At 61.9% G+C, this 11,699-nt stretch carries 12 protein-coding genes; 9 read left to right on the forward strand and 3 right to left on the reverse strand.

Annotation, left to right across the window (positions count from 1 at the left end; translation table 11 throughout):
• Positions 1-96 precede the first annotated feature (96 nt).
• Complete coding sequence (locus IVA95_RS30000; protein WP_247513776.1) at positions 97-240, forward strand: hypothetical protein; 144 nt, start codon at positions 97-99, stop codon at positions 238-240.
• A gap of 7 nt (positions 241-247) precedes the next feature.
• On the opposite strand, the gene IVA95_RS38945 is transcribed toward IVA95_RS30000, so the two are convergent.
• Positions 248-841: a LysR family transcriptional regulator gene (locus IVA95_RS38945; RefSeq protein WP_346658076.1), complete on the reverse strand. Its 594-nt coding sequence runs from the start codon at positions 839-841 to the stop codon at positions 248-250.
• Positions 842-970: 129 nt separating this feature from the next.
• Between IVA95_RS38945 and IVA95_RS30010 the strand changes: the two genes are divergently transcribed.
• The 8 genes from IVA95_RS30010 to IVA95_RS30045 all read left to right on the forward strand — a co-directional run bounded on the left by IVA95_RS30010 (position 971) and on the right by IVA95_RS30045 (position 9,212).
• Complete coding sequence (locus IVA95_RS30010) at positions 971-1,354, forward strand: RidA family protein (protein ID WP_247513777.1); 384 nt, start codon at positions 971-973, stop codon at positions 1,352-1,354.
• Positions 1,355-1,541: 187 nt separating this feature from the next.
• Complete coding sequence (gene glpD / locus IVA95_RS30015; RefSeq protein WP_247513778.1) at positions 1,542-3,086, forward strand: glycerol-3-phosphate dehydrogenase; 1,545 nt, start codon at positions 1,542-1,544, stop codon at positions 3,084-3,086.
• Positions 3,083-4,219, forward strand: coding sequence for an ABC transporter ATP-binding protein (locus tag IVA95_RS30020; RefSeq protein ID WP_247513779.1), 1,137 nt, complete (start codon positions 3,083-3,085; stop codon positions 4,217-4,219). The genes glpD and IVA95_RS30020 overlap by 4 nt, the downstream gene beginning before the upstream one ends.
• A gap of 12 nt (positions 4,220-4,231) precedes the next feature.
• Positions 4,232-5,317 carry an ABC transporter ATP-binding protein gene (locus IVA95_RS30025; RefSeq protein WP_247513780.1) on the forward strand — a complete coding sequence of 362 codons (1,086 nt, stop codon included), beginning with the start codon at positions 4,232-4,234 and terminating at the stop codon, positions 5,315-5,317.
• Positions 5,317-6,219 carry a sugar ABC transporter permease gene (locus IVA95_RS30030; protein WP_065743369.1) on the forward strand — a complete coding sequence of 301 codons (903 nt, stop codon included), beginning with the start codon at positions 5,317-5,319 and terminating at the stop codon, positions 6,217-6,219. The genes IVA95_RS30025 and IVA95_RS30030 overlap by 1 nt, the downstream gene beginning before the upstream one ends.
• Complete coding sequence (locus IVA95_RS30035) at positions 6,219-7,025, forward strand: carbohydrate ABC transporter permease (RefSeq protein WP_213249068.1); 807 nt, start codon at positions 6,219-6,221, stop codon at positions 7,023-7,025. Before IVA95_RS30030 ends, IVA95_RS30035 begins: the two co-directional genes overlap by 1 nt.
• Before the next feature lie 9 nt (positions 7,026-7,034).
• Positions 7,035-7,361 (forward strand): DUF2160 domain-containing protein, encoded by a 327-nt coding sequence (locus IVA95_RS30040; protein WP_247513781.1) that lies wholly within the window; start codon positions 7,035-7,037, stop codon positions 7,359-7,361.
• 108 nt (positions 7,362-7,469) lie between these two features.
• Entirely contained in the window at positions 7,470-9,212 is a 1,743-nt protein-coding gene (locus IVA95_RS30045) for an ABC transporter substrate-binding protein (protein WP_247513789.1), read from the forward strand.
• Between the two features lie 185 nt (positions 9,213-9,397).
• Here the strand turns inward: IVA95_RS30045 and IVA95_RS30050 are convergent, their stop codons facing one another.
• Positions 9,398-10,495 (reverse strand): alkene reductase, encoded by a 1,098-nt coding sequence (locus IVA95_RS30050; RefSeq protein ID WP_247513782.1) that lies wholly within the window; start codon positions 10,493-10,495, stop codon positions 9,398-9,400.
• 221 nt (positions 10,496-10,716) lie between these two features.
• Positions 10,717-11,241, reverse strand: a complete 525-nt coding sequence (locus tag IVA95_RS30055) for an SPFH domain-containing protein (RefSeq protein ID WP_247513783.1) — start codon at positions 11,239-11,241, stop codon at positions 10,717-10,719.
• Positions 11,242-11,699: the final 458 nt, after the last annotated feature.

Raw genomic sequence — 11,699 nt, forward strand, 5'->3', positions numbered from 1 at the left:
TCGTCTTGCTTTCATTGTCATGCTCGTCGCGGATTCTACAAATCTCCGCCGCAATGCGTCGCTGCGTATCGCTCAGCTTACCAGATCCAGACCTGTGTGACTGAGGCGCTGTTGCCGGCGGGGCTTGCCGGCATCTGCAGCCACCGCGGCATCGAGGTGGTCCAGGCGATGGAGAAGCCGGCGGCGGATATCGACGATTCCGGCGGCGAACCGGCTTCGACCGTGGTGCGGCTGAAGTAGCGCGCGATTATCCGAGCGAGCCGAGCAGCGACCTCGTTTTCAGGAACTCCCGACACTTGGCGAGGCCAGGCCAAACGACAAGAGACGCCTGCGAATGCGGCGAGAATGCCCGGTGCAGATCCAGCACTTCCGCATGCATTCCGGGGTAGGGGCCGGGCCCCGGGCGCAAGATGGCATCCAGCGCGCCGCTCAAGAGATCAGCGACATCATCGGTCGAGCTAATGCGAACATAGTCCGGCGTTTGATCGGCGTCCGTCAGTTTCGCCAACAGTGCCTGCGGGTCATCAGTGAGGTTCGGAGAGATACCAAGCCTTAACGCCTTCGTCGGCAGTGTGCGCGCGACAGCATCCGCTGCCGCCGACATGCGTTCGAACGCATCGCTGATGGTGGGCAGCATTGCCTCGCCATGGCCGGTGAGGGTGAGGCCGCGCGGCATGCGCTGAAACAGCGGAACTCCCAAGATCTGCTCCAGATGCTTGATCTGCTGGCTGACGGCGCCCGGTGTTACCGAAAGCTCCTGCGCAGCCAGTTTGAAGCTGAGATGGCGGCCGGCAGCCTCGAAGGCTCGCAGTCCGTTGAGTGGAGGCAGTCTGTAGCTCACTAGGATTCCATCCATAGGCGTTAGGCGCGCGCAGATTAGAAAATCTAACTCAACTGTCTAGGAAAAATGGTTTGTGCGCGACGGGTGCAGCGGTGCACGAGGTGATGTTTCGAGGACAGGAGAAACCAAATGCACATCCGCCGCATCAATGCCGAAACAGTAACCGTTCCGGCGACGGGCTACAGCCAGGCGCTTGAGGTCAGCGGTCACACGCGTCTTCTTTTTGTAAGTGGCCAGATCCCGCTCGGCATCGATGGCACTTTGCCTGAGGGGTTTGAAGCGCAGTGCAGGCTCGCCTGGCGAAATGTCGAGGCTCAGCTCAAGGCAGCCGGCATGACACTCGACAATCTGGTCATGCACCGAACCTACCTTGCCGACCGGCGGTACGCCCTTCTCAATCGCTCCGTGCGAAACGAGGTACTTGGTGGACGGGAAACAGCGCTGACGGTGGTTATCGCTGGAATCTTCGACGAAGCGTGGCTTCTCGAAGTCGAGGCCATGGCCGCGGGCTGATGCCGAGACCAATGCGCCGCGGTCTGCCGCACGTGGCGCGGACCTGTGCGGTCAAGTCTGGCCTTACTCTCAAGTAGGGAGACCCGGTTCCCCGCTTTCAGCTTGCTTTCGTTTTTCTTTGTGATTAACTCCCATACGAAAGCAAAATCGCCGAAGTGAAGAGGCGATTGCCGGGGGAAGCGTTTCGTTGGATCGGATATTCGACCTCGCCATTATCGGAGGCGGCATCAATGGCTGCGGCATCGCGCGCGATGCCGCGGGCCGGGGCAATTCCGTTTTCCTTTGTGAAATGAACGACTTGGCCAGTGGAACGTCGTCCTGGTCGACCAAGCTCGTGCACGGGGGCTTACGCTATCTCGAATATTACGAGTTCCGCCTGGTCCGCGAGGCGCTGATCGAGCGCGAAATCCTCTGGCAGATCGCGCCCCACATTATCAGACCTTTGCGTTTCGTTTTGCCGCACCACGCCGGCTTGCGGCCGGCTTGGCTGCTCAGGTTAGGGTTGTTCTTGTACGACCATATCGGTGGCCGGCATCTGCTGCCGCCGACGCGCTCGGTCAATCTCCTCCATGACGAGGTAGGCAAACCCTTGATCGCCAACCGCTACCGAAAAGGCTTCGAATATTCCGACTGCTTCGTCGATGACGCGCGCCTGGTCGTGCTCACGGCGCGGGACGCGGCCGATCGCGGCGCCGAAATTCACACCCGGTCGCGCGCGGTCGAGATACGGCAGGTGGACGGCATCTGGCACGTGACCGTCGAGAAGGCCATCAGCGGCGGGCGCACTACCATCCAGGCGCGCGCGCTGGTCAATGCCGGCGGCCCCTGGGTCGAGCAGGTGCTGTCGTTGGGCTCAGGCGTCAACGCGCGGGCAAAAGTGCGGCTGGTGCAAGGCTCCCACATCGTGGTGCGCAAGCTCTATGAGCACGACCGTGCCTACATGTTCCAGAATGCCGACGGCCGCATCATCTTCGTCATCCCCTACCAGGACGATTTCACGCTGATCGGCACCACCGATCGCGATTACGATGGCGACCCCGCCAAGGTGAAGGCCTCGCCGGAGGAGATCCAGTATCTCTGCGCCTCCGCCAGCGAGTACCTGAAAAAAACTGTGCTGCCTGCGGATGTGGTCTGGACCTATTCCGGCGTTCGCCCGCTCTATGACGATGGCGCCAGCGAAGCGAAAGCGGCGACCCGCGACTACGTGTTCGAACTCGATACGCCCGGCGGCGCGCCGCTGCTCTCGATCTATGGCGGCAAGATCACGACCTACCGGCGGCTCGCCGAAGAAGCGCTGGAACGGCTTGCGCCCTATCTGCACAGCGCAAAGGAAAAGGAAGGCTGGACCGGCAAGTCGCCGCTTCCCGGTGGCGACATCGGCGTTTCGGCGCTCGGCGCGCTGGCCGCGGAACTGACGCAAAAATATCCGTTCGTCACCCCGACGCATGCCAACCGGCTGGCGCATGCCTACGGCACGCGCGCGACAAAGTTGCTCGGCAACGCGAAATCTTTTGCCGATCTCGGCCAGGCGTTCGGCGCTACGTTGACGGAAAGCGAGGTCAGGTACCTGATTGCGAACGAATGGGCCTGCACCGCCGAAGACGTCGTGTGGCGCAGGTCCAAGCTCGGATTACGGTTGTCGGCGGACGAAATTGCCGTGCTCGACGAATGGATCAAAGCCAACAGCGGCTCCGGTGAACGTCCCTTGCGTGAAGCGGGAGGGCGGTCATGAGCGTCACGCTCGAGCATGTCACGCGCACCGTGGACGGCATCCCGACTATCCGCGATGTTTCGCTGACGCTCGAGCGCGGCACGCTGAGCGTGCTGCTGGGACCGACGCTGTCCGGCAAGACCTCGATCATGCGACTGCTCGCCGGTCTCGACAAGCCCACGACCGGCCGCGTGCTGGTCGACAGCAAGGACGTCACCGGCGCCGACGTGCGGCAGCGCTCGGTTGCGATGGTCTATCAGCAATTCATCAATTATCCCTCGCTGACGGTCTATGAGAACATCGCCTCGCCGCTACGCGTGCAGGGCAGGCCGCGGGAGGAGATCGACCACCGCGTGCAGGACGCCGCGAAACTACTGCGGCTCGAGCCCTATCTAAAACGCACGCCGCTGCAGCTTTCCGGCGGTCAGCAGCAGCGCACCGCGATCGCGCGTGCGCTGGTCAAGGGCGCCGACCTCGTGCTGCTCGATGAGCCACTCGCCAATCTCGATTACAAGCTCCGAGAGGAGCTGCGCACCGAACTGCCGCGTATCTTCGAGGCGTCGGGCGCGATCTTCGTTTACGCCACCACCGAGCCCTCGGAGGCGCTGCTGCTCGGCGGCAACACGGTGTGCATGTGGGAAGGCCAGGTGCTTCAGGCCGGCAATACATCGCAAGTCTATCGCCGTCCCGACACGCTGCGCGTCGCACAGGTATTCTCAGATCCGCCGCTCAACATCGTCGGTCTCGAGAAGAAAAACGGGTCGGTGCAATATGCCGGCGGCATCCAGGCGCCGGCCACTGGGCTCTATGCGCAGCTTTCCGACGGCCCCTATCGCGTCGGCTTCCGCGCCCACCAGCTTGAAGTGGCGAACGGCATCGCCGGCCGCCACGCCTTCCACGCCACCGTCACCGTGACCGAGATCACCGGCTCGGAAAGTTTCGTGCATCTCAGCCGCGACGCTTCCAACTGGGTTGCGGTGCTGCCGGGCGTGCATGAATACGAGCCCGGCCAGACGCTCGATGCCGTGCTCGATCCCGACAACGTCTTCGTGTTCGACGCCGCCGACCGCCTGGTCGCAGCGCCAGCCGTCGCGTTTTCAGGCGAAGCGCGTGGTGGTTCGCTTGAAAACGCGTCAACAAAGAAAAGCATGTGAGGGAGATGCGATATGGCCCGCATTGACCTCGTCGATCTCGCGCATTCCTACGGCGGCAATGACGCTGCGCCCGAATCCTTTGCGTTGAAGCCGGTGACCATGACCTGGCGGCAGGGCGGGGCTTACGCGCTGCTCGGCCCCTCCGGCTGCGGCAAGACCACGCTGCTCAACCTGATCTCCGGTATCGTCACGCCGTCGCGCGGAAAAATCCTGTTCGACGGCGCCGATATCACGCCGCTGTCAACCCAGAAGCGCAATATCGCGCAGGTGTTCCAGTTTCCGGTGATCTACGACACGATGACGGTCGGGCAGAACCTCGCATTCCCGCTCAGGAATCGCGGCGTGCCGAAGGCCGAGGTCGAGGCGCGGGTGAGGCAGATCGCCGATCTCCTCGATCTGACGTTCTATCTCGACCGCAAGGCGACGCGCCTGACCGCGGACGCCAAGCAGAAGATTTCGCTCGGTCGCGGCCTCGTCCGCTCCGACGTCGCCGCCGTGTTGTTCGACGAGCCGCTGACGGTGATCGACCCCGAGCTGAAATGGCAGTTGCGCTCGAAGTTGAAGGCGCTGCACCGCGAGCTCGATCTCACGATGATTTACGTTACGCACGACCAGACCGAGGCACTGACCTTTGCCGACACGGTGGTGGTCATGCATGACGGCCGCGTGGTGCAGAGCGGCACGCCGGCCGAATTGTTCGACAAGCCCGCGCATACGTTCGTGGGTTACTTCATCGGTTCGCCCGGCATGAACATCGTTCCGGCTGTGGTGAGCGGACACGAAGCCCGCATCGACGGCCATATCATCGGCCTGCATCGCAATTACGGCGTCCTGCCGGCGGATGCGAAGATCGAGATCGGCGTGCGGCCGGAGTTCGTCAATATCGCAGCTCCCGCGTCCGGCCTTTTATCTGCAACCATCGAACGGATCGACGACCTCGGTCGCGCCCGCTTCGCCCGCGTTCGTATCGGCGATGCCAAGTTTGCCGCGCGCGTGCCGCCCGGGTTCTCCGTGCCCGACAACATGGTCGGGCTGGTGTTCGATCCCGCGCATGTTCACGTCTATGCCGACAGCCGTCTGGTCGAGGGGGTTGCCTGATGGACAAGATCGTCAACCAAAAAGCCTGGTTTCTGGTGCTGCCGGTATTCGCGGTGGTCGCGTTCTCCGCGATTCTGCCGCTGATGACGGTCGTGAACTATTCGATGCAGGACACGTTCGGCAATAACCAGTTCTTCTGGAACGGCGTCGGCTGGTTCAAGGAGTTGCTGGATCCCTCGACCGATCTCGGCGGCCGCTTCCTGGCCTCGCTCGGCCGTAATCTCTTGTTCTCGGCCATCATCCTGGCGATCGAGGTGCCGCTCGGCATCGTGGTGGCGCTGTCGATGCCGCGTGAGGGCTGGACCGTCGCCGTATGTCTCGTCATCCTGGCGCTGCCGCTGCTCATTCCGTGGAACGTCGTCGGAACGATCTGGCAGATTTTTGGCCGGCCCGATATCGGCCTGCTCGGCTATACGCTCAACAGTCTGGGCTTCGACTACAATTACGTCTCCAACGAGTTCGACGCCTGGGCCACCGTCATCGTCATGGACGTCTGGCACTGGACCAGCCTGGTCGCGCTGCTTTGCTACGCTGGCTTGAAGTCGATTCCCGACGCTTACTATCAGGCGGCGCAGATCGACGGCGCTTCGCGCTGGGCGGTGTTCAAGGCGATCCAATTGCCGAAGATGAACCGCGTGCTGCTGATCGCCGTGCTGCTGCGGTTCATGGACAGTTTTATGATCTACACCGAGCCGTTCGTCGTGACCGGCGGCGGTCCGGGCAACTCGACCACCTTCGTCTCGATTGAGCTGGTCAAGATCGCGCTCGGACAGTTCGACCTCGGCAAGGCTGCCGCTCTCTCGCTCGTCTACAATCTGATCATCCTGATCGTGTGCTGGGTGTTCTACACCGTCATGACCAATGCCGGGGCCGAGCGTCCCGCCAAGCAGGGAGGCGCCTGATGCATTCGATTCCCGGCCGCCGTCTCATCATCTCGCTGTTTTTGATTTTCCTGCTGTTGCCGATCTACTGGCTCGTCAACATGAGCTTCAAGACCAATGCCGAGATCGTCACCACGATGACGCTGTGGCCGCACCAGCCGACGCTGGAAAATTACAAGCGCATCTTCACCGACGAGAGCTGGTATTCCGGCTACATCAACTCACTGACCTATGTGCTGATCAACACCGTGATCTCGATCGCGGTGGCGTTGCCGGCCGCCTATGGCTTCTCGCGCTATCGTTTCCTCGGCGACAAACATTTGTTCTTCTGGCTGTTGTCGAATCGCATGGCACCGGCCGCGGTGTTCGCGCTGCCGTTCTTCAATCTCTATTCGGCACTCAACCTGTTCGATACGCCCTGGGCGGTCGCGCTGGCGCACTGCATCTTCAATGTGCCGCTGGCGGTGTGGATTCTCGAAGGCTTCGTCTCGGGCGTGCCGCGCGAGATCGACGAGACCGCATTCCTCGACGGCTATTCGTTCCCGCGCTTCTTCGTCAAGATCCTGGTGCCGCTGATCGCGAGCGGCATCGGCGTCGCCGCGTTCTTCTGCTTCATGTTCTCCTGGGTCGAACTCTTGCTGGCGCGCACGCTGACATCGGTCAACGCCAAGCCGATCTCCGCGATCATGACCCGCACGGTCTCAGCCGCGGGCATGGATTGGGGGCTACTGGCGGCAGCCGGCGTGCTCACCATCATCCCCGGCGCGCTCGTGATCTGGTTCGTCCGCAACTACATCGCGCGCGGTTTTGCGCTCGGCCGGGTGTAGGGGGCGCAGATGGAAAACATCGCATGGATGGCCTGGACGCTGCCGACCGCGATCTTCTTCGTGATGCTGGCGCTGACGCTCGGCGTGATGACATGGCTTGGGATAGCGTATCCTGAAGCCGAGCGCGTCGGCATCCTGCGCATTCCGACCACGCGCGGCGATCGGCTGTTCATTTCGCTGGTGCTTGCCGCCGTCATTCATTTGCTGTGGATCGCCTTCGTCGGCCCCGATCCGATCGCTACTCTGCCGATCGGGGAGGGCGTTGAGATTTCGAGCCTGTGGCTCGCAACCCTGATTTCGCTCGTCTCGGCCGTTGCGATCTTTCGCACGGTCTGAAACGGCGGAAAAAGACAGATCCGGGATCAACCCGGGCCTGAATATGTGTTTGTCGCTGCAACCGGAGGATCCAATATGCGACGCTTGACCAAGGAGAGCTTTCTGACGATGACCAGCGCGGCCGCGCTGATCGCCGCATCCGTGACCATTGCCGCACCTGTGCGTGCCGACGACGCCGTCAATCAAAGGTGGATCGACAGCGAATTCCAGCCTTCGACATTGTCGAAGGAGGAGCAGATGAAGGAGCTGCAGTGGTTCGCCAAGGCCGCCGAGCCCTTCAAGGGCATGGAAATCAACGTCGTGTCGGAAACGATCACGACGCACGAATATGAATCGCGGACGCTGGCGAAAGCTTTCACCGAGATCACCGGCATCAAGGTCAAGCACGACCTGATCCAGGAAGGCGATGTCGTCGAAAAGCTGCAGACCCAGATGCAGTCCGGCAAGAACGTCTATGACGGCTGGATCAACGATTCGGACCTGATCGGCACCCACGTCCGCTACGGCCAAACCGTGATCCTGTCGGACTACATGACCGGCGAGGGCAAGGACGTCACCAATCCGCAGCTCGATGTCAACGACTTCATCGGCAAATCCTTCACCACGGGTCCGGACGGCAAGCTCTATCAGTTGCCCGACCAGCAGTTCGCGAACCTCTATTGGTTCCGCTACGACTGGTTCTCCAATCCGGAATACAAAGCCAAGTTCAAGGCGAAGTATGGCTACGAGCTCGGCGTTCCCGTGAACTGGTCCGCCTATGAAGACATCGCCGAGTTCTTCACCAACGACATCAAGGAGATCAACGGCGTCAAGGTCTATGGCCACATGGACTATGGCAAGAAGGATCCCTCGCTCGGCTGGCGGTTCACCGACGCCTGGCTGTCGATGGCCGGCAACGGCGACAAGGGCATCCCGAACGGCCTGCCGGTCGATGAGTGGGGCATCCGCATGGAAGGCTGCCGTCCGGTCGGCTCGTCGGTCGAGCGCGGCGGCGACACCAACGGCCCGGCGGCGGTCTATTCGATCACCAAATACCTCGACTGGATGAAGAAGTATGCTCCGCCCCAAGCGCAAGGCATGACCTTCTCCGAAGCAGGTCCGGTACCGGCGCAGGGCAACATCGCCCAGCAGATCTTCTGGTACACCGCCTTCACCGCCGACATGGTGAAGCCCGGTATCCCGGTCGTGAACGCGGACGGCACGCCGAAGTGGCGCATGGCGCCGTCGCCGCACGGCTCGTACTGGAAAGAGGGCATGAAGCTCGGCTACCAGGACGCCGGCTCCGCGACGCTGCTGAAGTCGACCCCGCCGGATCGCCGCAAGGCGGCCTGGCTCTATCTGCAGTTCATCAACTCCAAGACGGTCAGCTTGAAGAAGAGCCATGTCGGCCTCACGTTTGTGCGTGAATCCGACATCTGGGACAAGTCGTTCACCGAGCGCGCGCCGAAGCTCGGCGGCCTGATCGAGTTCTACCGCTCGCCCGCCCGCGTGCAGTGGACGCCCACCGGCAACAACGTGCCTGACTATCCGAAGCTTGCGCAATTATGGTGGCAGAACATCGGCGATGCGTCGTCCGGTGCAAAGACGCCGCAAGCTGCGATGGACGCGCTGGCCGCAGCCCAGGACTCGGTGCTCGAACGTCTCGAGAAGAGTGGCGTGCAGAAAGAGTGCGGGCCGAAGCTGAACAAGAAAGAGACCGCCGAGTTCTGGTTCGCCAAGGCCGAGAAAGACAAGACCATCGCGCCGCAGCGCAAGCTGGCGAACGAAAAGCCGAAGGGCGAGACGGTCGACTACGACGCGCTGATCAAGTCGTGGCCGGCTACGCCCCCGAAGCGGGCGGAGGCGAAGTGACATCGTAGATGTCATGGCCGGGCTTGACCCGGCCATCCACGAACAAAACCAAAGGCCGGGAGCGATCCCGGCCTTTTTCTTTTGTCATTGCGAGCGAAGCGAAGCAATCCATCTCGCCGCTTGCTGAAGCATGGATTGCTTCGTCGCTTCGCTCCTCGCAATGACGGAGAGAAAGCTTAGCAGCCTCACTCCGCCGCTTGCGCCGCCAGCGTCGGATAGTCCGTGTATCCCTTCGCGCCGCCGCCGTAGAATGTCGCCTTGTCCCATTCATTCAGCGGCGCGCCCTTCTTCAGCCGCTCGACCAGATCGGGGTTCGAGATGAACGGCTTTCCGAACGCGATCAGGTCGGCGGCGCCGGCCTCGAGCACTTTTGTCGCGAGGTCGAAGCCGTAGCCGTTGTTGGCGACATAGGCTCCGCCAAAGCGCTTACGCAAGGACGCGTAATCGAACGGCGCGATATCGCGCGGGCCGCCGGTCGCGCCTTCGATGACGTGGATGTAGCTCAGCTTCAGCACGTCGAGTCCATCCACGATGTGATCGAACAGCGGCTGTGGATTAGAATCGGAGACGTCATTAGCCGGCGTCACCGGCGAAATGCGGATGCCGGTGCGCTCGGGGCCGGCGATCGCGGCCACCGCCCGCGACACTTCCAGCATCAGTTTTGCGCGGTTCTCGATCGATCCGCCGTAAGCATCGGTGCGCTTGTTGGTGCCGTCCTTGGCGAACTGGTCGAGCAGATAGCCATTGGCGCCGTGGATCTCGACGCCATCAAAGCCGGCGGCCAGCGCGTTCTCGGTGCCGCGCTTGAAGTCGTCGATGATCCCTGGAATTTCCGACAGCTCCAGCGCGCGCGGTTCGGATATCTCGGTGAAGGTGCCGCCCACAAACGTCTTGCCCTTGGCTCGGATCGCCGACGGCGCCACCGGCTTACCGCCGCCGGGCTGTAGCGTGGTGTGCGAGATGCGGCCGACGTGCCAAATCTGGATGAAGATGCGCCCGCCTTTTTCATGCACGCGGTCGGTGACCTTGCGCCAGCCCTCGACCTGCTCTTTCGAATAGATGCCCGGCGTATCCTGATAGCCCTGGCCTTGCTGCGAAACCTGGCTCGCTTCGGTGATGAGCAATCCGGCGGAGGCGCGCTGGCCATAATAGTCGATCGCAAGCGGGCTCGGCACCATGCCCGGAGGCACCGCGCGGTTGCGGGTCAGCGGCGCCATCACAAGGCGGTTGGGCAGCGCAATCGGGCCAAGCTTGAGGGGCTCGAACAGTTTGGTCTGGCTCATGTCGCGGATGTCCGGATGAATGACGATAGGAGAGAGTTGGGCATTGTCGCCAATTCTCGCAATCCCCGAGCCATTCGGCTTGTGCAGACGAGCTGCGCGCGGTCCCGGCGACGTGGCCGGCGTCGCGCAACAGCGAATGCGCGCCAGCATAGGATAATTGTTTCCAAATCGGCACCGGCGCAGCATGGGCAATCTCTCTACGGGCACCGGATCACATTGATTCAGGCTTCCTTCATCATGCTGTGGTGCGCCGCAAATCCCATGCGCCTGTTCTCCAATTCCGCGATCGGCCCCGCGGAATCGACCTGCAGCAGCTCGAACGTCAGGCATTCGCAACCGATCGAGCGAAGCACCTGGCTGGCGGCCTTCTGGACGCTGTTGCCAAAGCTCTGGTGGTCCATCTGAATTTCGAGGCGCGGCTTTCGGCTGCACACCGCCTTCACGACCGACTGCAGGCGTATGCAGACCTCGTCCCGGTAATTCTGCGTGCTTTCGAAAGCGGCCCGGGGGTCGACGATCTGGGTGCGCGCGACATAGACGAGGTTGATCGCAAAGCGGTCCGCGGAGACCGCCCCTTGCGTGAACCGAAACACCTCGGGCCGCAGATCGATCCGCGCCAGTTGGCGGCTGCCGGCGCGGATCCGGTGCCGGCCGGGTGCCAGGGCCTTTTCAAAACGCCCGTTCCGATAGAGCAGGACAGTCTCGAACTGCTGGACGCAGAGCGCATCGAAACCGAGCAGCGCCATGACCCCTTTTCTGAACAGCGTCGAAATCCAGGTCCATGCGCCGGCGATTAGAGCAATTACAATCAAAGAAAAAACGATAGAGCCCAGAAGTTCACCCACTTTTATCCTTCCCTGCCGTGTTTTTATCTCGTTGGCGGATACCGCGATATCCGTTCTTCTCTTGGCTTTTCCTGCGTCGAAAATAAGTCATTGCTATCTAAAGTAGAATGGAAGTTGAAAAAAACCGGGCTCTTCCCCCGTCATTTGGATTCCGATCGGCGCATCACGACGCCGGATCGTTGGTCTTGCCCCGTCGTCCCTGAGTCCTCCGCTGTCATCGCCGGCTCGACCGGGCGACCCAGTACGCTGCGGCCTATCCACGTCATGTATGGACGGCCCCCTCTCGGCAAGGGCTTTTTGGTGCTTCGGCAACGGATCGGGGAGCGGTCATGTATACGGCCTCGAGAAGCGGCCATTGA

This window comes from Bradyrhizobium sp. 157 (assembly GCF_023073815.1).
Taxonomy (GTDB): Bacteria; Pseudomonadota; Alphaproteobacteria; order Rhizobiales; family Xanthobacteraceae; genus Bradyrhizobium.